General features: G+C 64.0%; 23 protein-coding genes. 18 read left to right on the top strand and 5 right to left on the bottom strand.

The features are described from left to right. The first annotated feature begins 35 nt into the window (after nt 1-35). The 4 genes from C163_RS05185 (at nt 36) to purT (ending at nt 2,687) form a co-directional block, all read left to right on the top strand. Entirely contained in the window at nt 36-560 is a 525-nt protein-coding gene (locus C163_RS05185; protein ID WP_015269134.1) for a gamma carbonic anhydrase family protein, read from the top strand. Beyond that, nucleotides 553-753, top strand: coding sequence for a DUF1289 domain-containing protein (locus C163_RS05190; protein WP_025337908.1), 201 nt, complete (start codon nt 553-555; stop codon nt 751-753). The genes C163_RS05185 and C163_RS05190 overlap by 8 nt, the downstream gene beginning before the upstream one ends. A gap of 208 nt (nt 754-961) precedes the next feature. Continuing rightward, nucleotides 962-1,429 carry a VUT family protein gene (locus C163_RS05195; RefSeq protein ID WP_003252131.1) on the top strand — a complete coding sequence of 156 codons (468 nt, stop codon included), beginning with the start codon at nt 962-964 and terminating at the stop codon, nt 1,427-1,429. Between the two features lie 76 nt (nt 1,430-1,505). Continuing rightward, a complete protein-coding gene (gene purT, locus C163_RS05200) occupies nt 1,506-2,687 on the top strand; it encodes a formate-dependent phosphoribosylglycinamide formyltransferase (protein WP_025337909.1) in 1,182 nt (393 codons plus the stop codon). Nucleotides 2,688-2,827: 140 nt separating this feature from the next. Here purT and C163_RS05205 read toward each other — a convergent pair whose 3' ends face one another. The 3 genes from C163_RS05205 to C163_RS05215 all read right to left on the bottom strand — a co-directional run bounded on the left by C163_RS05205 (nt 2,828) and on the right by C163_RS05215 (nt 6,429). After that, the gene (locus tag C163_RS05205) at nt 2,828-4,129 is read right to left on the bottom strand and encodes an MFS transporter (RefSeq protein ID WP_025337910.1); all 1,302 of its coding nucleotides are present in this window, start codon (nt 4,127-4,129) and stop codon (nt 2,828-2,830) included. A 275-nt stretch (nt 4,130-4,404) separates the two neighbouring features. Then, complete coding sequence (locus tag C163_RS05210) at nt 4,405-5,610, bottom strand: transporter associated domain-containing protein (RefSeq protein ID WP_025337911.1); 1,206 nt, start codon at nt 5,608-5,610, stop codon at nt 4,405-4,407. 9 nt (nt 5,611-5,619) lie between these two features. Then, nucleotides 5,620-6,429: an inner membrane protein YpjD gene (locus C163_RS05215; RefSeq protein WP_025337912.1), complete on the bottom strand. Its 810-nt coding sequence runs from the start codon at nt 6,427-6,429 to the stop codon at nt 5,620-5,622. Nucleotides 6,430-6,753: 324 nt separating this feature from the next. Here C163_RS05215 and ffh point away from each other — a divergent pair, with 324 nt between their 5' ends. From ffh to C163_RS05275, 12 genes are all read left to right on the top strand, one after another. Next, complete coding sequence (ffh, locus tag C163_RS05220) at nt 6,754-8,130, top strand: signal recognition particle protein (RefSeq protein ID WP_013971189.1); 1,377 nt, start codon at nt 6,754-6,756, stop codon at nt 8,128-8,130. A 259-nt stretch (nt 8,131-8,389) separates the two neighbouring features. Continuing rightward, on the top strand, nt 8,390-8,641 hold the full coding sequence (gene rpsP / locus C163_RS05225; protein ID WP_003259424.1) for a 30S ribosomal protein S16: 252 nt from the start codon (nt 8,390-8,392) through the stop codon (nt 8,639-8,641). A 5-nt stretch (nt 8,642-8,646) separates the two neighbouring features. Further along, the gene (gene rimM, locus C163_RS05230; protein WP_025337913.1) at nt 8,647-9,183 is read left to right on the top strand and encodes a ribosome maturation factor RimM; all 537 of its coding nucleotides are present in this window, start codon (nt 8,647-8,649) and stop codon (nt 9,181-9,183) included. 3 nt (nt 9,184-9,186) lie between these two features. Continuing rightward, entirely contained in the window at nt 9,187-9,939 is a 753-nt protein-coding gene (trmD, locus tag C163_RS05235) for a tRNA (guanosine(37)-N1)-methyltransferase TrmD (protein ID WP_003252146.1), read from the top strand. Between the two features lie 42 nt (nt 9,940-9,981). Continuing rightward, nucleotides 9,982-10,332 carry a 50S ribosomal protein L19 gene (gene rplS, locus C163_RS05240; RefSeq protein WP_003252148.1) on the top strand — a complete coding sequence of 117 codons (351 nt, stop codon included), beginning with the start codon at nt 9,982-9,984 and terminating at the stop codon, nt 10,330-10,332. A 94-nt stretch (nt 10,333-10,426) separates the two neighbouring features. Then, on the top strand, nt 10,427-10,834 hold the full coding sequence (locus C163_RS05245) for an acyl-CoA thioesterase (RefSeq protein ID WP_025337914.1): 408 nt from the start codon (nt 10,427-10,429) through the stop codon (nt 10,832-10,834). Nucleotides 10,835-11,068: 234 nt separating this feature from the next. Then, nucleotides 11,069-11,965, top strand: coding sequence for a site-specific tyrosine recombinase XerD (xerD, locus tag C163_RS05250; RefSeq protein WP_025337915.1), 897 nt, complete (start codon nt 11,069-11,071; stop codon nt 11,963-11,965). A gap of 153 nt (nt 11,966-12,118) precedes the next feature. After that, complete coding sequence (locus tag C163_RS05255; protein WP_025337916.1) at nt 12,119-12,862, top strand: thioredoxin fold domain-containing protein; 744 nt, start codon at nt 12,119-12,121, stop codon at nt 12,860-12,862. 83 nt (nt 12,863-12,945) lie between these two features. After that, entirely contained in the window at nt 12,946-14,250 is a 1,305-nt protein-coding gene (locus C163_RS05260; RefSeq protein ID WP_025337917.1) for a homoserine dehydrogenase, read from the top strand. A 58-nt stretch (nt 14,251-14,308) separates the two neighbouring features. Beyond that, entirely contained in the window at nt 14,309-15,718 is a 1,410-nt protein-coding gene (gene thrC / locus C163_RS05265; protein ID WP_010952565.1) for a threonine synthase, read from the top strand. A gap of 216 nt (nt 15,719-15,934) precedes the next feature. Beyond that, a complete protein-coding gene (locus tag C163_RS05270) occupies nt 15,935-16,354 on the top strand; it encodes a response regulator (RefSeq protein ID WP_025337918.1) in 420 nt (139 codons plus the stop codon). Between the two features lie 79 nt (nt 16,355-16,433). Continuing rightward, nucleotides 16,434-16,715, top strand: coding sequence for a DUF3509 domain-containing protein (locus tag C163_RS05275; RefSeq protein ID WP_025337919.1), 282 nt, complete (start codon nt 16,434-16,436; stop codon nt 16,713-16,715). A gap of 286 nt (nt 16,716-17,001) precedes the next feature. Here the strand turns inward: C163_RS05275 and C163_RS05280 are convergent, their stop codons facing one another. Together C163_RS05280 and C163_RS05285 are read right to left on the bottom strand one after the other, a co-directional pair. Next, on the bottom strand, nt 17,002-17,877 hold the full coding sequence (locus C163_RS05280) for a TIGR02285 family protein (protein ID WP_025337920.1): 876 nt from the start codon (nt 17,875-17,877) through the stop codon (nt 17,002-17,004). Between the two features lie 20 nt (nt 17,878-17,897). After that, on the bottom strand, nt 17,898-19,097 hold the full coding sequence (locus C163_RS05285; protein ID WP_025337921.1) for a CaiB/BaiF CoA-transferase family protein: 1,200 nt from the start codon (nt 19,095-19,097) through the stop codon (nt 17,898-17,900). Between the two features lie 133 nt (nt 19,098-19,230). On the opposite strand from C163_RS05285, the gene C163_RS05290 reads away from it, so the two are divergent. Then, entirely contained in the window at nt 19,231-19,773 is a 543-nt protein-coding gene (locus C163_RS05290) for a YaeQ family protein (protein WP_013971198.1), read from the top strand. A gap of 8 nt (nt 19,774-19,781) precedes the next feature. Further along, nucleotides 19,782-21,491 (top strand): single-stranded-DNA-specific exonuclease RecJ, encoded by a 1,710-nt coding sequence (gene recJ / locus C163_RS05295; RefSeq protein ID WP_025337922.1) that lies wholly within the window; start codon nt 19,782-19,784, stop codon nt 21,489-21,491. Nucleotides 21,492-21,547: the final 56 nt, after the last annotated feature.

Consider the following 21,547-nt stretch of genomic DNA (forward strand, 5'->3'; position numbering starts at 1 on the left):
ACCCCGTCGTCTGCGTTGCAGCCTGAGGAGCAAGCATGAAATACCGCCTGGGCGACCTGCGGGTCGAGAGCCACCCCACCAGTTGGGCCGCACCCAACGCCACGCTGATCGGCAAGGTGCGCCTGCAGGCCGATGCCAGCGTGTGGTTTGGCGCGGTGCTGCGCGGGGACAACGAGCTGATCGACATTGGCGAGGGCAGCAACGTGCAGGATGGCACGGTGATGCACACCGACATGGGCTCGCCGCTGACCCTGGGCAAGGGCGTGACCGTTGGCCACAACGCCATGCTGCATGGTTGCACGGTGGGCGACTACAGCCTGGTCGGTATCAACGCGGTCATCCTCAATGGCGCGCGCATCGGCAAGCATTGCATCATCGGCGCCAATGCGCTGATTGCAGAAGGCAAGGAGATCCCCGACGGTTCGCTGGTGATGGGCTCGCCGGGCAAGGTGGTGCGCGAGCTGACCGAACAGCAGAAGCGCATGCTCGAAGCCAGTGCCGCGCATTACGTGCACAATGCCCAGCGTTATGCACGGGAGTTGGTGGTTGACGATGAGTGATGTGGTAGAGCGGCCGGTGGCCTCGCCGTGCGTGAGTATCTGTGCGCTGGACGAGCAGGATATCTGCACAGGTTGCCAGCGAACCGTGGCCGAGATCGGCCGCTGGGGGCGGATGGACAACGACGAGCGCAGGGCGGTGCTGAAGCTGTGCCATGAGCGGGCAGTAGCTGCTGGCCTGATTATCGGTCGCTAAATACCTTGTCGGCTTCATCGCCGACCATGTAGGAGCGGCCTTGTGTCGCGATGGGCTGCAAAGCAGCCCCAGTAATTTGTGCATCAGCGCTGAAATCCAGGGGCTGCTTTGCAGCCCATCGCGACACAAGGCCGCTCCTACAGGGAGTACCGTTGCCTGCCGATGAAGCCAGCGGTAATCTGTGCGGCTTGCCCACAGACTACCCGCCATGTTCTATCTGATTGCCTACATCAGCAGCGTAGTGCTGATCAACTACGCCTTCTCCAGCGCGCCACACCTGGACATCATCTGGTCCGCCTGGGGCGGTCTGGTGTTCATCCTGCGCGACATGGTGCAAACCCGCTTCGGCCATGGCGCCCTGGTCGCCATGCTGGCGGCGCTGGTGCTGTCCTATGTCACTTCGGAACCGGCCATCGCCCTGGCCAGCGCCACCGCGTTCTTCATTTCCGAACTGATCGACTGGCTGGTGTTCAGCATCACCCGCCGGCCGCTGCGCGACCGCTTGTGGCTGAGCTCGGCGCTGAGCATCCCGGTGGACACCTTCATCTTCTTCGGCATGATCGGCGCCCTGACCCCAGCCGTGATCGGCACCGCCATGGCCTCGAAATTCGCCGGTGTCACCGCCGTGTGGCTGGCCATGGCATTTCGCGCCCGGCGGGCCGCCGTGGCGGGTTGATGGTGTAGAATAGCGGTCCTTTTTCAGCGGGCGGCGCCAAGCCTGGTGCGGCCCCGGACGCCTTCGAGGACCTGAAATGACCCGTATCGGAACCCCCTTGTCGCCCACCGCGACCCGTGTACTGCTCTGCGGCTGTGGCGAGCTGGGCAAGGAAGTGGTGATCGAGCTGCAGCGCCTGGGCGTCGAAGTGATCGCCGTCGACCGCTACGCCAATGCCCCGGCAATGCAGGTGGCGCACCGCAGCCACGTGGTCAACATGCTCGATGGCGTGGCCCTGCGCGCGGTGATCGAGGCCGAGAAGCCGCACTACATCGTCCCTGAAATCGAAGCCATCGCCACCGCCACCTTGGTCGAGCTGGAAAACGAAGGCTTCAACGTGGTGCCGACCGCCCGCGCCACCCAGCTCACCATGAACCGTGAAGGCATCCGCCGCCTGGCCGCCGAAGAACTGGACCTGCCAACCTCGCCGTACCATTTCGCCGACACCTACGAAGACTACGCCAAGGCCGTGGCCGATGTTGGCTACCCATGCGTGGTCAAACCGGTGATGAGCTCGTCGGGCAAGGGCCAGAGCCTGCTGCGCAGCGATGCCGACCTGCAGAAGTCGTGGGACTACGCCCAGGAAGGCGGCCGCGCCGGCAAAGGCCGGGTCATCGTCGAGGGCTTCATCGACTTCGAATACGAAATTACCCTGCTGACCGTGCGCCACGTTGGCGGCACCACCTTCCTCGAGCCTGTCGGCCACCGCCAGGAGAAGGGCGACTACCAGGAATCGTGGCAGCCGCAGGCCATGAGCCCGAAGGCGCTGGCCGAGTCGCAGCGGGTGGCCAAGGCGGTCACCGATGCCCTGGGCGGTCGTGGCCTGTTTGGCGTGGAACTGTTCGTGAAGGGCGACCAGGTGTGGTTCAGCGAAGTCTCGCCACGCCCGCATGACACCGGCCTGGTGACCCTGATTTCCCAGGACCTGTCGCAGTTTGCCCTGCATGCCCGGGCCATTCTTGGCCTGCCGATTCCGGTAGTGCGCCAGTTCGGCCCTTCGGCTTCGGCGGTGATCTTGCCCGAGGGGCAGTCGCAGCAGACCAGCTTTGCCAACCTGGGCGCGGCGCTGAGCGAGCCGGATACCGCCATTCGCCTGTTCGGCAAGCCGGAAATCAACGGTACCCGCCGCATGGGCGTGTGCCTGGCGCGTGACGAGTCGGTCGAAGCGGCGCGTGCCAAGGCGACCCGTGCTTCGCAGGCGGTCAAGGTCGAGTTCTGATTTGAGTCCGTATGGGGCCGCTTTGCGGCCCTATCGCGACACAAGGCCGCTCCTACAGGGACCGCGCAAGCCGAAGCTGATGCGATCTCTGTAGGAGCGGCCTTGTGTCGCGAAAGGGCTGCAAAGCAGCCCCTGCTTTCTCAAAGTTCGGTATTGCGGGTCTCTTTCAGGCACAGCACGGCAATCAAGCTGATCACCGCCGCCACCGACACATAGCCCCCCACCCAGCTCAACCCACCCATGCTCACCAGCTTCTGGGCAAAGAACGGTGCCGCCGATGCGCCGACGATGCCGCCCAGGTTGTATGCCGCCGAAGCGCCGGTATAGCGCACGTGGGTCGGGAACAGTTCAGGCAGCAGTGCCCCCATCGGCGCAAAGGTCACGCCCATCAGGAACAGTTCGATGGCCAGGAACAGCGCCACACCTGCGGTCGACCCCGAAGTCAGCAGCGGCTCCATGGTAAAGCCCGAGGCCACTGCCAGCAGGCCGCCGACGATCAGCACCGGTTTGCGCCCGTAGCGGTCGCTGAGCCAGGCCGACAGTGGTGTGGCCAGGGCCATGAACACCACCGCGAAGCACAGCAGGCCAAGGAATGTCTCGCGGCTGTAGCCCAGCGTGGTCACGCCATAGCTCAGCGAGAACACCGTGGAGATGTAGAACAGCGCGTAGCACACCACCATCGCCGCTGCGCCCAGCAGGGTCGGCAGCCAGTATCTGGAAAACAGGTCGACCACCGGCATTTTCACCCGCTCGTGGCGGGCGACGGCCTTGGCGAACACCGGGCTTTCTTCAAGCTTCAGGCGCACATACAGGCCCACCAGTACCAGCGCGGCGCTGAGCAGGAACGGAATGCGCCAGCCCCACTCGCGGAACTGCTCGTCGCTGAGTACCAGGGCCAGGGTCAGGAACAGGCCGTTGGCGGCCAAAAAGCCGATCGACGGGCCCAACTGCGGGAACATGCCGAACCAGGCGCGCTTGCCTTCGGGCGCGTTCTCGGTGGCCAGCAAGGCCGCGCCACCCCATTCGCCACCCAGGCCCAGGCCTTGGCCAAAGCGCAGCAGGCAGAGGATGATCGGCGCCCATACACCAATGCTGTCGTAGCCTGGCAGCACGCCGATGGCCGTGGTGGACACGCCCATCAGCAGCAGCGAGGCGACCAGGGTCGACTTGCGGCCGATACGGTCGCCAAAGTGGCCGAACAGTGCCGAGCCCAGCGGGCGCGCCAGGAAGGCGATACCGAAGGTGAGGAAGGCCGCCAGCATCTGCGCGGTGCCCGACCCGGACGGGAAGAACACCGGGCCGATCACCAGGGCGGCGGCAGTGGCGTAGACGTAGAAATCGTAGAACTCGATGGCGGTGCCGATGAAGCTGGCGGTGGCTACCCGCGCGGGCGAGTTGACCGGTGCGGCAGGCGCTTCGGCATAGGTGCTGCTGGTTGTCATTGAATAGGTCCCTGACAGTCTGGTCCGGCTCCATTGGGATAAGCCCCGCGGCGTGCAATGCAAAAGGGCAGGCACGGTGGCGCGGGCGCCGGAGCGTTTTGTTGTTGTGTGCGCCCGACTGACGATAGCCCAAGGGGGATAGGGGCGGGGGCGGGCACTGTTCGGGGTGTTGAAGCAGGACCGCAGGGCGTGTCAGTGGGGCGGACTGGCCGTGGAGCGCCGGGTGCGGGTAGCAGGCGGGACGGCGGGGCTGGGTAAGCGTGACCCGAGTATAGCTATCGGGTCACGGTCCACACCAGTACCTTGCTGGCACAATTGTCCTCTGTTTCAAGGATTTCCAGGCGATAGCGGCCGATCTTCAGGCAAACGGCGCTTTCCGGGATGCTTTCCAGCGCTTCGGTGACCAGCCCGTTGAGGGTCTTCGGCCCGCCGTCGCAGGGCAGGTGCCAGCCCAGGCTGCGGTTGATCTCGCGCAGCGAAGCGGTGCCGTCGATGACGAAGGTGCCATCGGGCTGCGGGTGCACGTGAGGGTTGTCCAGGCTGTGTTCATCCTCGAACTCGCCAACGATCTCCTCGAGGATGTCTTCCAGGGTGACGATGCCCAGCACTTCGCCGTACTCGTCCACCACCACACCCATGCGGCGCTGCTGTTTGTGGAAGTTCAGCAGCTGCATTTGCAGGGGCGTGCTCTCGGGCACGAAATAGGGCTCGTAGCAGGCGCCGAGCAGCATCTCCAAGGTCAGCTCGGCCTTGGGCAGCAGGTGGCTGATCAGCTTGGTATTGAGGATTGCTTCAACCTGGTTGATGTCGCTGTGGTACACCGGCAGGCGGGTGTGGCGGCTGACGATCAGTTGCTCGATGATGCGCTCGATCGGCTCGTCGAGGCTGATGCCGTCCACTTCGTTGCGCGGTACCAGGATGTCGTTGACGGTCATCTTGTCCAGTGACTGCAGGCCGTCGAGCAGGCCGTGGCGCGGTGCTTCGTGTTCCTCATCCTCGTCGAACTCGTCGGCTTCCTGCGGGTGCAAGGCAACGGCCGTGGGTTGTACACGGAACGGACGCAGGATCAGCTTGGCAATGCCATCCAGCAGGTAGGCCAGCGGTTGCAGCAGGGTTAGGGGTACTTTCAGCAGGCTGGTGCCGAGGCTGACGAACGCCTGCGGGTTGCGCCGGGCCAGGCGCCGCGGCAGGTATTCGGCAAACACCAGCAGGACGAGGGTGGCGGCCAACCCGGCCAGCCAGAAGCCGTGCTCGCCGCTATGGCGCTGGCCAACCAAGCAGGCCAGGCCCAGCACCAGCAGCTTGCCCAGGCTGGCGCACAGCACCAGGGCCTGGGCCGGCAGCACGGGCTGGCCATCCTCGCCGGTGCGCAGCGCGCCATTGAGTTGCAGGCGGGCGGCATCCACCGCGGTGAACAGCGCCGACCACAACAGCGCCAGTGCCAGGGTGCCGAATAGCGGTGCGTACGGCAGGGTATCCATGGGCGGCCGTCAGATATGCAGGATGAATTCGCGAACCAGCTTGCTGCCGAAATAGGCCAGCATCAGCAGGCAGAAACCGGCCAGCGTCCAGCGGATGGCCTTGTGGCCACGCCAGCCCAGGCGGGTGCGGCCCCACAGCAGCACGCTGAACACCACCCAGGCGACACAGGCCAGCAGGGTCTTGTGTGCCAGGTGCTGGGCGAACAGGTTGTCGAGGAACAGCCAGCCGGAGATCAGCGACAGCGACAGCAGGCACCAGCCGGCCCAGAGGAAGCCGAACAGCAGGCTTTCCATGGTTTGCAGCGGCGGGAAGTTGCGGATCAGCCCGGACGGGTGCTTGTTCTTCAGCTGGCGGTCCTGCAGCAGCAACAGCAGTGCCTGGAACACCGCGATGGTGAACAGCCCGTAGGCCAGGATCGACAGCAGGATATGCGCGAGGATGCCCGGCTCTTCGTTGACCAGCGGCACCGTGCCGGGGGGCGCGAACTGGGCCAGCAGCGCGGTCACCGCGCCCAGCGGGAACAGCAGCACCAGCAGGTTTTCCACGGGTATGCGCAAGCAGGCCAGCAGAGTCAGGGCGATGACCGCCACGGCGATCAGGCTGGCGGCACTGAAGAAGTCCAGGCTCAGGCCCAGCGGGGTGATCAGCTGGAAGAACAGCGCACCGGCCTGGGCGAGTACCGCGAAGGCACCCAGCAGGGCAAGCAGGCGCTTGTCGGCCTTGCGGTTCTGGGCAAGGTAAGAGCCCTGGTAGATTGCCGCAGCTATATATAGGCCGGCGGCGATCAGGTTGGGGATGAGGCTGGGTGAGGAGAACATAAGTCCTGGTTGGCGAGCCTTAAAGAGACGGAGTTTGGCATAGATCCCGCCGCTCTAGGAAGACTGCACGCTTGTGTCGGGGCATTCGCGGGCACGCCCGCTCCCACAGGGATCGCGCCGCTCTTCAGGGTGGTGGTGTACCTGTGGGAGCGGGCTTGCCCGCGAAGAGGCCGGCACAGCCACCGAATATCTACCAGGCCGCCAGCAAGGTGTGCGCCGCCGCCGCACTTCGCTATAATCGCCGCCTTGCTGTGCCCGGCGGGTATGCATTCCCCCCTGGGCGCCTGACAAACCTCGGCTTTTACTGGGCCTGAAAGGATCACCATGTTCGAAAACCTGACCGACCGCCTGTCACAGACGCTGCGCCATGTCACCGGCAAGGCCAAGCTGACCGAAGACAACATCAAGGACACGCTGCGCGAAGTGCGCATGGCCCTGCTCGAGGCCGACGTTGCCCTGCCGGTGGTCAAGGATTTCGTCAACAGCGTCAAGGACCGTGCAGTCGGCACCGAAGTGTCGCGCAGCCTGACCCCGGGCCAGGCGTTCGTGAAGATCGTCCAGGCCGAACTGGAAAGCCTGATGGGCGCGGCCAACGAAGACCTCGCGCTGAACGCCGCCCCGCCCGCCGTGGTGCTGATGGCCGGCCTGCAGGGCGCCGGTAAGACCACCACCGCCGGCAAGCTGGCGCGCTTCCTCAAGGAGCGCAAGAAGAAGAGCGTGATGGTGGTGTCCGCCGACGTCTACCGCCCGGCGGCGATCAAGCAGCTGGAAACCCTGGCCAACGACATCGGCGTCACCTTCTTCCCGTCCGACATCAGCCAGAAGCCGGTGGCCATCGCCGAAGCGGCCATCCGCGAAGCCAAGCTGAAGTTCATCGACGTGGTCATCGTCGACACCGCCGGCCGTCTGCACATCGACGCCGACATGATGGACGAGATCAAGGCGCTGCATGCCGCGGTCAAGCCGATCGAGACCCTGTTCGTGGTCGACGCCATGACCGGCCAGGACGCCGCCAACACCGCCAAGGCCTTTGGCGAGGCGCTGCCGCTGACCGGCGTGGTGCTGACCAAGGTCGACGGTGACGCCCGTGGCGGTGCCGCGCTGTCGGTGCGTGCCATCACCGGCAAGCCGATCAAGTTCATCGGTATGGGCGAGAAGACCGAAGCCCTCGAACCGTTCCACCCCGACCGCGTCGCCTCGCGCATCCTCGGCATGGGTGACGTGCTCAGCCTGATCGAGCAGGCCGAGCAGAACATCGACAAGGCCAAGGCCGACAAGCTGGCCAAGAAGCTGAAGAAGGGCAAGGGCTTCGACCTCGAAGACTTCCGCGACCAGCTGCAGCAGATGAAGAACATGGGCGGCCTCGGTGGCCTGATGGACAAGCTGCCGAGCATCGGCGGGGTCAACCTGTCGCAGATGGGCAACGCCCAGGGCGCCGCCGAGAAGCAGTTCAAGCAGATGGAAGCGATCATCAACTCCATGACCCCGGCCGAGCGCCGTGATCCGGAGCTGATCAGCGGCTCGCGCAAGCGCCGTATCGCCATCGGTTCCGGCACCCAGGTGCAGGACGTCGGCCGCCTGATCAAGCAGCACAAGCAAATGCAGAAGATGATGAAGAAATTCTCCGCCAAGGGCGGCATGGCCAAGATGATGCGCGGCCTGGGCGGGATGCTGCCGGGCGGCGGCATGCCGAAGCTGTAACCCCTATTCCGGGGGCTTGCCGTTTGTCCGGCAGGCGCCCAGAACCCCCGCCGTGGCGGGGCAATGGCCGCGGATTTCGCGGCTCAACCGGCAGATCTGGACGGCAGGGCAGGGCCTTGCCGAAAAAGTCATTTGCAAATGTCCGTGTATTCCCCGAGAATATGCGGCCTTTTGGGCACCCGTGTGCCTATTTGGCATTCAGATTTGCAGTACCAGCTGCTGTATCAACTGCAGCACCGACTATAGGAACGATGTTCACATGGTAACCATTCGTCTGGCCCGTGGCGGCTCGAAAAAGCGCCCATTCTACCACCTGACCGTGACCAACTCGCGTAACGCCCGTGACGGCCGTTTCGTTGAGCGCGTAGGTTTCTTCAACCCGATCGCTGCTGGCGCCGAAGTCAAGCTGTCGGTCAACCAAGAGCGCGTCAACTACTGGCTGAGCCAGGGTGCACAGCCGTCTGAGCGCGTTGCTCAGCTGCTGAAGGACGCTGCCAAGGCTGCTGCCTGAGTAGTATGAACGCGACGCCAGAAAAGGCTGACGACCTCATCGTCGTTGGCAAGATTTTTTCGGTTCACGGCGTTCGCGGCGAGGTGAAGGTGTATTCCTTTACCGATCCGATTGAAAACCTGTTGGATTATCCGCGCTGGACGCTTCGGCACGAAGGCAAGGTAAAGCAGGTCGAGCTGGTCAACGGTCGTGGCTCCCAGAAGGGCCTGGTCGTGAAACTGAAAGGCCTCGATGATCGTGATGAAGCCCGTCTTCTGAGCGGTTACGAAATCTGCATTCCGCGGAGCCTTTTGCCCAACCTGGCTGCTGACGAGTACTACTGGTACCAGTTGGTCGGCCTCAAGGTCATCAACCAGGACGAACAACTGTTCGGCAAGGTCGATCACCTGTTGGAGACCGGTGCGAACGATGTAATGGTGGTCAAGCCCTGCGCAGGCAGCCTGGATGATCGCGAGCGTCTGTTGCCCTATACGGCGCAATGCGTGCTCGACATCGACCTGGAAGCAGGCGTGATGCGGGTTGAATGGGACGCGGACTTCTAAACGATGGGTAACCTTCGCGTAGACGTCATCACGTTGTTCCCCGAGATGTTCTCGGCCATCACGGAGTACGGCATTACCAGCCGCGCGGTGAAACAGGGGTTGCTTCAGGTGACTTGCTGGAACCCGCGGGACTACACCACAGATCGTCACCACACGGTGGATGATCGGCCGTTTGGCGGTGGTCCGGGCATGGTGATGAAAATCAAGCCTCTGGAAGACGCCCTGGTTAGCGCCAGGCAAGCGACCGGAGCAGCGGCGAAGGTGATCTACCTTTCGCCACAAGGCCGCAAGCTGACTCAGCAGGCGGTCAAAGGCCTGGCCGAACAGGAATCGTTGATCCTGATCGCCGGTCGTTATGAAGGCATCGACGAGCGCTTTATCGAGGCTCATGTCGATGAGGAGTGGTCGATTGGCGACTATGTGCTTTCCGGTGGCGAGCTGCCGGCCATGGTACTGATCGATGCGGTTACACGGCTGCTGCCCGGAGCTTTAGGGCATGTGGACTCGGCGGAAGAAGATTCCTTCACCGACGGTCTGCTCGATTGCCCGCACTACACCCGGCCTGAGGTGTATGCGGATCAGCGTGTTCCCGACGTGTTGCTAAGTGGCAACCATGCACACATCCGGCGTTGGAGAATGAAGCAGTCCCTTGGTAGGACCTTCGAACGACGCGCCGATCTTCTGGAAAGTCGCTCGCTTTCTGGAGAAGAGAAGAAGCTGCTCGAGGAATATCTCCGCGAGCGGGACGATAGTTAAACGTATCGATGGTGGATCACGTATCCATCTTAGGAGCACAGCATGACCAACAAGATCATCCAGCAGCTCGAAGCCGAGCAGATGAGCAAGGAAATCCCGACCTTCGCACCAGGCGACACCGTTGTCGTTCAGGTTAAAGTGAAGGAAGGTGAGCGTTCCCGTCTGCAGGCGTTCGAAGGCGTCGTTATCGCCAAGCGTAACCGCGGTCTGAACAGCGCCTTCACCGTGCGCAAGATCTCCAGCGGCGTTGGCGTAGAGCGTACCTTCCAGACCTACAGCCCGCAAATCGACAGCCTGGCCGTGAAACGTCGTGGTGACGTGCGTAAAGCCAAGCTGTACTACCTGCGCGACCTGTCCGGCAAAGCCGCTCGCATCAAGGAAAAACTGTCCTGAGTGCAGTTTGCCCGGTGGCCAAGGCCGCCTAGCGAGAAAAAAGCAGCCTTCGGGCTGCTTTTTTGCGTTTTGAACCCCCGAAGATGTGATTGCCATGACTACCCGAGACCAGGAAATCCTGCGCCGCACCGAGCTGTCGGTGACCCGCGTGACCAAGGCGGTGTTTCCCAACACCACCAACCACCACAACACCCTGTTCGGCGGCACCGCCCTGGCCTGGATGGACGAAGTGTCGTTCATCGCCGCCACGCGCTTCTGCCGCCTGCCGCTGGTGACGGTGTCCACTGACCGCATCGACTTCAAGCATCCGATCCCGGCGGGCTCGATCGTCGAGTTGGTGGGGTCGGTCATCAAGGTGGGTAATACCAGCTTGCAGGTGCAGGTGGATGTGTTCGTCGAGAACATGTACCTGGACGGGCGCGAGCGAGCGATTCATGGGGTGTTCAGCTTCGTCGCCATCGACGAGGACAAGCGGCCGGTGCCGGTTTTGCCCCAGGCTTGAGCCCATTCTGGGCCTGACGCGGTCCCTGTAGGAGCGGCCTTGTGTCGCGATGGGCTGCGCAGCAGCCCCAGGATTTCAGCAGGGCTGTACCATCTTGGGGCTGCTGTGCAGCCCATCGCGACGCAAGGCCGCTCCTACAAGGCCTGCGTCAGCTGCCCAAGCCCCTGATTGGGCACGACAACTTGTCAGCTGCTGTGAAACACTAGCCCCACCTCCAACACCCAGCAGCCCCGAATGCCCGCCCTAGACCACCCCCTGATCGACCAGTTCCTCGACGCCCTGTGGCTTGAAAAGGGCCTGTCCGACAACACCCGCATGTCCTACCGCAGCGACCTGGCTCTGTTCAACGGCTGGCTGCAGGAGCACAGCGTCAGCTTGCCCGACGCCGGCCGCGACCTGATTCTCGACCACCTGGCCTGGCGCCTCGACCAGGGCTACAAGCCGCGCTCCACGGCACGCTTCCTGTCCGGCCTGCGCGGCTTCTTCCGCTACCTGTTGCGGGAAAAGCTGGTGGCCATCGACCCGACTCTGCAAGTCGACATGCCGCAATTGGGCAAGCCGCTGCCCAAGTCGTTGTCCGAAGCCGACGTCGAAGCCTTGTTGCAGGCCCCGGACCTGGGCGAAGCCATCGGCCAGCGTGACCGCGCCATGCTCGAAGTGCTTTACGCCTGTGGCCTGCGGGTCACCGAACTGGTCAGCCTGGCCCTCGACCAGGTCAACCTGCGCCAGGGCGTGCTGCGGGTGATGGGCAAGGGCAGCAAGGAGCGCCTGGTGCCCATGGGCGAAGAGGCGGTGGTGTGGCTGCAACGCTACCTGCGCGATGGCCGCGCCGAACTGCTCAATGGCCGCCCCAGCGATGTCTTGTTCCCCAGCCAGCGTGGCGAGCAGATGACCCGCCAGACCTTCTGGCATCGCATCAAGCACCATGCCCGGGTCGCCGGCATCGACAAACCGCTGTCGCCGCACACCCTGCGCCATGCCTTCGCTACTCATCTGCTCAACCATGGCGCCGACCTGCGCGTGGTGCAGATGCTGCTGGGCCACAGTGATCTGTCGACCACGCAGATCTACACCCATGTCGCCAAGGCCCGCCTGCAGCAATTGCACGCCCAGCACCACCCGCGTGGATGAATGTTTTTCATGTTCCGCCGACCGGTCCTTGCAAGGCCCTTCACCGGCGGTGTGATGTGGTAGGCTTGGGCGGTTTGCACCAAGGGCCGCACGGTCACCGCGTATTTTCCGCAGGTGGCGCCCTCCGGCCCCTGTCCGCCTTCAGGAGTTCCCATGCGCGTGACCCAGTTTTTCGCCGCCGCCGCGTTGGCGCTGGCCAGTACCTTTGCCGTTGCTGCGGCAACCGACAGCAATGCCACCGCCGAGCAGGCCATCCGTAAGTCGTTGCAGAACCTCGAGCTGGAAGTGCCCGTCGAAAGCGTGGCCAGCAGCCCGGTCAGTGGCCTGTATGAAGTCAAGCTGCAGGGCGGCCGCGTGCTGTATGCCAGCGGCGACGGCCAGTTCGTGATGCAGGGCTACCTGTTCCAGATCCAGGACGGCAAGCCGGTCAACCTCACCGAGAAGACCGAGCGCCTGGGCATTGCCAAGCTCATCAACGGCATTCCAGCCGCCGAGATGGTGGTTTATCCTGCCAAGGGCGAGACCAAGTCGCACATCACGGTATTCACCGACACCACCTGCCCGTACTGCCACAAGCTGCACGCCGAGGTGCCCGAGCTCAACCGCCGCGGTATCGAAGTGCGCTATGTCGCCTTCCCGCGTCAGGGTCTCGGTTCGCCGGGTGACCAGCAGTTGCAGGCCGTCTGGTGTTCAAGCGACCGCCGTGCGGCGATGGACAAGATGGTCGAGGGTGAGGAAATCAAGGCCGCCAAGTGCGCCAACCCGGTCAGCAAGCAGTTCCAGCTGGGCCAGTCGATCGGCGTCAACGGCACGCCGGCGATCGTCCTTGAAAGCGGCCAGGTCATTCCGGGCTACCAGCCGGCACCGCAGGTCGCCAAGCTGGCACTGGCCAAGTAATCCAATTCAGTACGCCGTCGTCATGGGGTGACGGCATGTTTCACGGTCGGCATAGGTGTCGGCCGTTCAATGGGGAGTTCACAGTGAAACCGGTCAAAGTAGGCATCTGTGGGTTGGGGACCGTCGGTGGCGGAACCTTCAATGTACTTCAGCGCAACGCCGAGGAGATCGCCCGCCGTGCCGGGCGCGGTATTGAAGTGGCACAGATTGCCATGCGCTCGCAGAACCCGAACTGCCAGATTACCGGTACCCCCATTACCGCTGATGTGTTCGAAGTTGCGAGCAACCCGGAGATCGACATTGTCATCGAGCTGATCGGTGGCTACACCGTGGCCCGCGAACTGGTGCTCAAGGCCATCGAAAACGGCAAGCACGTGGTCACCGCCAACAAGGCGCTGATTGCCGTGCACGGCAATGAAATCTTCGCCAAGGCCCGCGAGAAGGGCGTGATCGTCGCCTTCGAAGCGGCCGTGGCCGGTGGCATCCCGGTGATCAAGGCCATCCGCGAAGGCCTGTCGGCCAACCACATCAACTGGCTGGCCGGCATCATCAACGGCACCGGCAACTTCATCCTCACCGAAATGCGTGAGAAGGGCCGCGCCTTCCCGGACGTGCTGGCCGAAGCCCAGGCGCTGGGTTACGCCGAAGCGGACCCGACTTTCGACGTTGAAGGCATCGATGCCGCGCACAAGCTGACCATCCTGGCTTCGATCGCTTTCGGCATCCCGCTGCAATTCGACAAGGCCTACACCGAAGGCATCCCCCAGCTGACCACTGCTGACGTGAATTATGCCGAGGCCCTGGGCTACCGCATCAAGCACCTGGGTGTGGCCCGCCGCACTGCCGAAGGTATCGAGCTGCGCGTACACCCGACGCTGATCCCGGCCGACCGCCTGATCGCCAACGTCAACGGTGTGATGAACGCCGTCATGGTCAATGGCGACGCCGCCGGTTCCACCCTGTACTACGGTGCCGGTGCCGGCATGGAGCCTACCGCTTCGTCGGTGGTCGGCGATCTGGTCGATGTGGTCCGTGCCATGACCTCCGACCCGGAAAACCGCGTGCCGCACCTGGCCTTCCAGCCGGATTCGCTGTCGGCCCACCCGATCCTGCCGATCGAAGCCTGCGAAAGCGCCTACTACTTGCGCATCCAGGCCAAGGATCACCCGGGCGTACTGGCCCAGGTGGCCAGCATCCTCTCGGAGCGTGGCATCAACATCGAGTCGATCATGCAGAAGGAAGCCGAGGAACAGGACGGCCTGGTGCCGATGATCCTGCTGACCCATCGCGTGGTCGAGCAGCGTATCAACGACGCCATCGTCGCCCTGGAAGCCCTGCAGGACGTGGTCGGCAAGGTCGTGCGCATTCGCGTCGAGCAGCTCAACTAACAATAGTGCCGGCGGGCCGCCAGTGCGGCCCCGGCCCCAGCATCGAAGGTTTGCACCCATGCGCTATATCAGTACCCGCGGCCAGGCTCCGGCCCTCAATTTCGAAGACGTCCTGCTGGCTGGCCTGGCCAGCGACGGCGGCCTGTACGTCCCGGAAAACCTGCCACGCTTCACCCAGGAAGAAATCGCCTCGTGGGCCGGCCTGCCGTACCACGAACTTGCCTTCCGGGTGATGCGCCCGTTCGTCGAAGGCAGCATCGCCGACGCCGACTTCAAGAAGATCCTCGAAGAAACCTACGGCGAGTTCGCCCACGCCGCGGTTGCCCCGCTGCGTCAGCTGAACAGCAACGAGTGGGTGCTGGAGCTGTTCCACGGCCCGACCCTGGCGTTCAAGGACTTCGCCCTGCAACTGCTCGGCCGCCTGCTGGACCACGTGCTGGCCAAGCGCAACGAGCGCGTGGTGATCATTGGCGCCACCAGCGGTGACACCGGTTCCGCCGCCATCGAAGGTTGCCGCCGTTGCGACAACGTCGACATCTTCATCCTGCACCCGCACCAGCGCGTGTCGGAAGTGCAGCGCCGGCAGATGACCACCATCTTCGGCGACAACATCCACAACATCGCCATCGAAGGCAACTTCGACGACTGCCAGGAAATGGTCAAGGCCAGCTTCGCCGACCAGTCGTTCCTCAAGGGCACCCGCCTGGTTGCGGTCAACTCGATCAACTGGGCGCGGATCATGGCCCAGATCGTCTACTATTTCCACGCGGCCCTGCAGCTGGGTGGCCCGGCGCGTTCCGTGGCGTTCTCGGTGCCGACCGGCAACTTCGGCGACATCTTCGCCGGCTACCTGGCACGTAACATGGGCCTGCCGGTCAGCCAGCTGATCGTCGCCACCAACCGCAACGACATCCTGCACCGCTTCATGAGCGGCAACCAGTACGTCAAGGAAACCCTGCACGCGACCCTGTCGCCGTCGATGGACATCATGGTCTCGTCCAACTTCGAGCGCCTGCTGTTCGACCTGCACGGCCGCAACGGCGGCGCCATTGCCGAACTGATGGCCAACTTCAAGCAAGGTGGCGGCTTCAGCGTCGAGCAAGACCGCTGGACCGAAGCGCGCAAGCTGTTCGACTCGCTGGCAGTGAGTGACGAGCAGACCTGCGAAACCATCGCCGAAGTGTTCGCCGCTACCGGCGAAGTGCTCGACCCGCACACCGCAATCGGCGTCAAGGCCGCCCGCGAGTGCCGCCGCAGCCTGGACACGCCGATGGTGGTGCTGGGTACCGCGCACCCGGTCAAGTTCCCGGAAGCGGTGGAGAAGGCCGGTGTTGGCAAGGCGCTGGAGCTGCCGGCGCACCTCAGCGACCTGTTCAGCCGTGAAGAGCGTTGCACGGTGCTGGCCAATGACCTGAAGGCTGTGCAGGGCTTTGTCAGCCAGCATGGTAACCGCGGCAAGCCGCTGTAACGGCGTTGCTTTCCGGGGCTGCTACGCAGCCCTTTCGCGACACAAGGCCGCTCCTACAGGAGAATCGTGTTCCCCTGTAGGAGCGGCCTTGTGTCGCGATGGGCCGCAAAGCGGCCCCAAAATCTAGGCCTTTTCCCACATCTCCATCAGAAACTTCCTATTCGGCCCGCCCAGCGCAAAGCCTAAATTAGCCGGTCCTCCCATCAGGAGCGGCTCATGCACCAGCCCTACGTGTTGATCCACCAGGCTCGCCCATCCCATCAGATCCTCCTGCACCAGGCCCTCAATGCCCAAGGCATGTTCCATGTGCGCATCAGCGAAACCAGCGCAGACCTCGACGCCTGCCTGAACGCCAATCACCGCCCCGATCTGTTGATCCTTGACCACGCCATGCCAACCCGGGCCGGCCTTGCCTTGCTCGAACACCAGCACCGAACCCGCGCTTTGCTGTTCGTCGGCCAGGCTACCCCCAAGCGCCACAACCTTGCCCAAGAGGCCAGAAACCGGGGCCTGTGGGTGCTCGCCGAACTGCCCTGGCCGCTGTCGATGCCAAGCCTGCAGCGTGCCCTGCAAGCACTGCAGGCGCGCCCGTGGCGGCGTATTCAAACTGTCACGTCCGCCCCGCATGCTCACTGAAGCAGCCGCGGTGTAACGAACTTTCCGCTGCGTCTGTTGGTCAGTTCCTCTATATCCCACCACGCAGCGAGTGATCCGGATGGAAAGAATCTGCAGACTGCTCAACGAAGCCCTGACCCCCTATCAGACCCACCTCGGCGTCGCCGATGCCCAGGGTAATCGCCAATTGACCATTCACGACCGCCTCGCCGGCATCACCCTGCGGCGCACGGTGAGCGAGCGCCAGTTGCAGGAACAAAGCCTGTTGATCGACCTGGTGGATGGCCTGCACCGCGACCTGCAGATCGCCGAAGGGCGTTTGCAGCCCTGTGTGATCGCGGCATTGCAGCAGCGCCAGCAACCCCATGGAACCTTTGCCTGAGTGGTTTATCAGACACTGTAGGGGCAGCCGAGCCAGTGCTTTGCTCCGGCGCTGGCAAGGCTGTCACGGGAAGCCCCCAAGGGCTTTCGCTTGGCCCCGGGCGTGTTTCCCCAGCGCCCGGGGTTTCTTTTTTTGGGGGGACAGGCACATATCCTTGTAGGAGCGGCCTTGTGTCGCGACGGGCCGCAAAGCGGCCCCGGCAATCTTCGCGGCGAAGCTGAAAATGTGGGGCCGCTACGCGCCCCATCGCGACACAAGGCCGCTCCTACAGGGGCCGATCGGGCAGCTAGTGGTCTTCGAAGAAGCGCTTGCTCTCTTCCAGGTAGCTTTCCTGCAACGCCGGGTCCAGCCAGCGTGCATACAACCCCGGCAACACATCCCGGCGCAAGGCAGGCAGCAGTTGGTCGATGTGCGCAATCGCTTCACGCCCCAGCTCGCTGTTCGAACAACCTACATGCAGAAACTGGTAGCGGTTCACCCCTTGCACAGGATGAAACCGGTAGTCAGCCAGTGCCCCGCCTTGCTGCTCCACCAGGTAGCGCACTTCGGGCCAGTAACCGAGCACCATGCGCAGGCGCCCGAGCTGTTGCATCTGTAGCAGGTTGGCGGTGGCGTCGTTGCCGTAGTGGCGGCTGAACGCGGTGTCGGGCAACTGGCGCAGGATGGCGTCGATCTGCGTGCCATAGCTGCGCTCGGCGACAACCCCCAGCTTCAGCGGGGTCTTGCTCAGCAGGCCATGCAGGTCTACCTCCTGGCCGTCGAGGTAAGGCGCCACCAGCGCCTCGCTGTCCTTGCGCAGCACCAGGCCGCCACTGAGCACGCCCAGGGAAGGCACGGAAAACCTCACATATTCGGCGCGTTCCGGCGTCCACAGCAGGGTCGGGTCGCAGGTGAAGCTTTTCGGGTCCTGCAGCATCTGGATGCCGCGGGCGCGGTTGACCCGCACGATGCTGTGGTCGTACTCGGGCATCTGCCTGATCAGCAGGGGCAACAGCTGGTCGATCACCCCTTGGCCTTTCTCCGGCCCTTCCAGAATGGTGAACGGCGGCAGGTCGCGCACCAGCCAGAAGAGGCGCTCCTTGGCACTGGCAGGCTGCAACAGCAATGCGGGCAGCAGCCCGCACAGCAGGGCCAGGTGGCGTAGGCAACGGGCAGCGCGCATGGACCAGGGCCGCGCCAGGGTCAGACCGTGCCTGCTTCGCGCAGGCTGGCGATGGCCGCCGCGTCGTAGCCCAGGCTGCCGAGCAGTGCCTCGGTGTGTTCGCCCAGCGCCGGGCCTACCCACTCGGTGGAGCCGGGGGTCTCCGACAGCTTGGGCACGATGCCCGGCATGCGGAATGGCTTGCCGTCCGGCAGCTTGGCCTGCAGGAACATTTCGCGTGCCAGGTACTGCGGGTCGTTGAACATGTCCTCCGCCGAATAGATGCGGCTGGCCGGCACTTCGGCGGTGTTCAGCACCTGTATCAGTTGCTCCAGCGGCAGGCTGTTGGCCCAGCGGTCGATTACCCCGTACAGCTCGTCACGGCGCAGGTCGCGGCCATCGTTGGTGGCCAGGGTCGGGTCGTCGGCCAGGTCGGTGCGGCCAATGGCCTGCATGAAGCGCTTGAAGATCGCATCGCCGTTGGCGCCGATCTGCACATGCTTGCCGTCGGCGCTGGTGTGAATGGAGGAGGGCGTGATGCCGGGCATGATGTTGCCGGTGCGTTCGCGGATAAAGCCGAACACATCGAACTCCGGGACCATGCTTTCCATCATGGCGAAGATCGCTTCGTACAGGGCCACGTCCACCACCTGGCCCTGGCCGCCGTTGACTTCACGGTGTCGCAGCGCCATCAGTGCGCCGATCACCCCCCACAGGGCAGCAATCGAGTCACCGATGGAAATGCCCGTGCGCACCGGTGGGCGGTCGTCGAAGCCGGTGATGTAGCGCAGGCCGCCCATCGACTCGCCCACGGCGCCGAAGCCCGGCTGGTCCTTCATCGGCCCGGTCTGGCCGAAGCCCGACAGGCGCACCATTACCAGGCGCGGGTTGAGCGCGTGCAGCACGTCCCAGCCCAGGCCGAGTTTTTCCAGCACGCCCGGGCGGAAGTTCTCGATCAGGATGTCGGCGTCGGCCAGCAGGCGCTTGAGAATCTCGCGGCCCTCTGGGTGCTTGAGGTTGAGGGTGAGCGACTGCTTGTTGCGGGCCTGCACGAACCACCACAGCGAGGTGCCCTCGTACAGCTTGCGCCATTTGCGCAACGGGTCGCCGCCATCGGGCGATTCGACCTTGACCACCTCGGCGCCGAATTCGGCACAGATGCGCGAGGCGAACGGGCCAGCGATGAGGGTACCGAGTTCGACAACTTTGAGACCGGCGAGGGGTTTGCTGGGCGTAGTCATGGGGCATCCGTGGCAGCTGGGCAGATGCGTGGTTTTATCATAGGTCCGAAGCGGCAGATACTGCTGCGGGGCAACGAAGGGCAGTATCGGTTAGACTGTGTCACTTTTTCTCTGCGCAAGAAGCCCGTCGACCATGGCCCAGCCGTCCACCACCTACAAATTCGAACTGAACCTGACCGACCTCGACCGCGGCGTGTACGAAAACGTCCGTCAGACCATCGCCCGCCACCCTTCGGAAACCGAAGAGCGCATGGCCGTACGCCTGCTGGCCTACGCCCTGTGGTACAACGAGAACCTGTCGTTCGGCCGTGGCCTGTCCGATGTGGACGAAGCGGCGCTGTGGGAAAAGAGCCTGGACGATCGCATCCTGCACTGGATCGAAGTGGGCCAGCCGGACGCCGACCGATTGACCTGGTGCTCGCGCCGCACCGAGCGTACCAGCCTGCTGGCCTACGGCAGCCTGCGCGTATGGCAGAACAAGGTGGTGGACGCGGTCAAGGGTTTGAAGAACCTGAGCATCGCCGCGGTGCCGCAGGAGGTGCTGGAAACCCTCGCCACCGACATGCCCCGCACCATCAAGTGGGACGTGATGATCAGCGAAGGCACCTTGTTTGTCACCGACGACCGTGGCCAGCACGAAGTGCAGCTGGAGTGGCTGCTTGGTGAGCGCGGCTGAAGCACCCCATGCGTATCGAACCTCGCCCGCTGCCGCCGACCCTGCCATTCCTGGGTAACCTGCCACCCTTGCTGACCCGCCTGTACGCTGCGCGCGGCGTGCAGAGCGAGGCCGAGCTGGACAAAAGCCTCGCGCGCCTGCTGCCGTACCAGCAGCTCAAGGGCATCGAGGCCGGCGTGGACCTACTGGTCGAGGCTATCGACCAGCGCCAGCGCATCCTCATCGTCGGCGACTTCGATGCCGACGGCGCCACTGCCAGTACTGTCGGCGTGCTGGGCCTGCGCCTGCTGGGCGCGGCCCATGTCGACTACCTCGTGCCCAACCGCTTCGAATACGGTTACGGCCTGACCCCGGAAATCGTCGAGGTGGCGCTGCAACGCCAGCCGCAGCTGCTGATCACCGTGGACAACGGTATTTCCAGCGTCGACGGTGTGGCAGCCGCCAAGGCCGCCGGGCTCAAGGTGCTGGTCACCGACCACCACCTGCCCGGTGCGGAGTTGCCCGACGCCGACGCCATCATCAACCCCAACCAGCCGGGCTGCAGTTTCCCGAGCAAGGCGCTGGCCGGGGTAGGGGTGATCTTCTACGTGCTGATGGCCCTGCGTGCGCGCCTGCGCAGCCTGGGGTGCTACGAAACGCAGCCGCAGCCGAACATCGGCGAATTGCTCGACCTGGTTGCCCTGGGCAGCGTCGCCGACGTGGTGCCATTGGATGCCAACAACCGCATCCTGGTGCACCAGGGCCTCGAGCGCATTCGCGCCGGCCGCGCCCGGCCGGGGCTCAAGGCCATTCTTGAAGTGGCCCGTCGCGATCACCGGCGCATCACCTCGACCGACCTTGGCTTCATCCTTGGCCCGCGGCTGAACGCTGCCGGGCGCCTGGACGACATGAGCCTGGGCATCGAATGCCTGCTGTGTGAAGACGCGGCCCTGGCCCAGGACATGGCCCAGCAGCTGGACGACCTGAACCAGGACCGCAAGTCGATCGAACAGGGCATGCAGCGCGAGGCCCTGGCCCAGCTCAAGGACCTGCCTGTCGAGTCGATGCCATATGGCCTGTGCCTGTTCGATGCCGACTGGCACCAGGGGGTGATCGGTATTCTGGCTTCGCGCCTGAAGGAGCGTTACCACCGGCCGACCATCGCTTTCGCCGACGCTGGCGAGGGCATGCTCAAAGGGTCGGCGCGTTCGGTGCCTGGGTTCCATATTCGCGATGCGCTGGATGCCGTGGCGGCGCGCCACCCGCAACTGATCAGCAAGTTCGGCGGCCACGCGATGGCGGCGGGGTTGTCGTTGCCTGAGGCCAATTTCCCGGCATTTGCCGAGGCGTTCAACGAAGAAGTGCGACGCCAGCTGCGCGAAGAGGACCTGACCGGTCGGCTGTTGTCCGACGGCAGCCTGGCGGTGGAGGAGTTCCACCTCGACCTGGCCAAGGCCCTGCGCCATGCCGGGCCCTGGGGGCAGCACTTCCCCGAGCCGCTGTTCCATGGCGTGTTCCAGCTGGTGGAGCAGCGCGTGGTGGGCGAGCGGCACCTGAAAGTGGTGCTCAAGAGCGAGTGCGGCTCGGTGCGGCTGGACGGCATTGCCTTTGGCATTGACCGCGAAGTGTGGCCGAACCCGACGGTGCGTTGGGTCGAGTTGGCGTACAAGCTGGATGTGAACGAGTTTCGTGGCAATGAAAGTGTGCAGTTGATGATTGCCCACATGGAGCCGCGCTGACTGCAAGTACTGCGGCTTCCGCAACTCTGTAGGTATGGCACAAGGCCTTGATGCCA

Source organism: Pseudomonas sp. FGI182 (assembly GCF_000511325.1).
In the GTDB taxonomy this organism is placed as follows: domain Bacteria; phylum Pseudomonadota; class Gammaproteobacteria; order Pseudomonadales; family Pseudomonadaceae; genus Aquipseudomonas; species Aquipseudomonas putida_Z.

Bases quoted from the DNA above. Each gene is read 5' to 3' on its own strand.
- C163_RS05185 (WP_015269134.1), top strand. From the start codon at position 36: ATGAAATACCGCCTGGGCGACCTGCGGGTCGAGAGCCACCCCACCAGT.
- C163_RS05190 (WP_025337908.1), top strand. From the start codon at position 553: ATGAGTGATGTGGTAGAGCGGCCGGTGGCCTCGCCGTGCGTGAGTATC.
- C163_RS05195 (WP_003252131.1), top strand. From the start codon at position 962: ATGTTCTATCTGATTGCCTACATCAGCAGCGTAGTGCTGATCAACTAC.
- purT (WP_025337909.1), top strand. From the start codon at position 1,506: ATGACCCGTATCGGAACCCCCTTGTCGCCCACCGCGACCCGTGTACTG.
- C163_RS05205 (WP_025337910.1), bottom strand. From the start codon at position 4,129: ATGACAACCAGCAGCACCTATGCCGAAGCGCCTGCCGCACCGGTCAAC.
- C163_RS05210 (WP_025337911.1), bottom strand. From the start codon at position 5,610: ATGGATACCCTGCCGTACGCACCGCTATTCGGCACCCTGGCACTGGCG.
- C163_RS05215 (WP_025337912.1), bottom strand. From the start codon at position 6,429: ATGTTCTCCTCACCCAGCCTCATCCCCAACCTGATCGCCGCCGGCCTA.
- ffh (WP_013971189.1), top strand. From the start codon at position 6,754: ATGTTCGAAAACCTGACCGACCGCCTGTCACAGACGCTGCGCCATGTC.
- rpsP (WP_003259424.1), top strand. From the start codon at position 8,390: ATGGTAACCATTCGTCTGGCCCGTGGCGGCTCGAAAAAGCGCCCATTC.
- rimM (WP_025337913.1), top strand. From the start codon at position 8,647: ATGAACGCGACGCCAGAAAAGGCTGACGACCTCATCGTCGTTGGCAAG.
- trmD (WP_003252146.1), top strand. From the start codon at position 9,187: ATGGGTAACCTTCGCGTAGACGTCATCACGTTGTTCCCCGAGATGTTC.
- rplS (WP_003252148.1), top strand. From the start codon at position 9,982: ATGACCAACAAGATCATCCAGCAGCTCGAAGCCGAGCAGATGAGCAAG.
- C163_RS05245 (WP_025337914.1), top strand. From the start codon at position 10,427: ATGACTACCCGAGACCAGGAAATCCTGCGCCGCACCGAGCTGTCGGTG.
- xerD (WP_025337915.1), top strand. From the start codon at position 11,069: ATGCCCGCCCTAGACCACCCCCTGATCGACCAGTTCCTCGACGCCCTG.
- C163_RS05255 (WP_025337916.1), top strand. From the start codon at position 12,119: ATGCGCGTGACCCAGTTTTTCGCCGCCGCCGCGTTGGCGCTGGCCAGT.
- thrC (WP_010952565.1), top strand. From the start codon at position 14,309: ATGCGCTATATCAGTACCCGCGGCCAGGCTCCGGCCCTCAATTTCGAA.
- C163_RS05270 (WP_025337918.1), top strand. From the start codon at position 15,935: ATGCACCAGCCCTACGTGTTGATCCACCAGGCTCGCCCATCCCATCAG.
- C163_RS05275 (WP_025337919.1), top strand. From the start codon at position 16,434: ATGGAAAGAATCTGCAGACTGCTCAACGAAGCCCTGACCCCCTATCAG.
- C163_RS05280 (WP_025337920.1), bottom strand. From the start codon at position 17,877: ATGCGCGCTGCCCGTTGCCTACGCCACCTGGCCCTGCTGTGCGGGCTG.
- C163_RS05285 (WP_025337921.1), bottom strand. From the start codon at position 19,097: ATGACTACGCCCAGCAAACCCCTCGCCGGTCTCAAAGTTGTCGAACTC.
- C163_RS05290 (WP_013971198.1), top strand. From the start codon at position 19,231: ATGGCCCAGCCGTCCACCACCTACAAATTCGAACTGAACCTGACCGAC.
- recJ (WP_025337922.1), top strand. From the start codon at position 19,782: ATGCGTATCGAACCTCGCCCGCTGCCGCCGACCCTGCCATTCCTGGGT.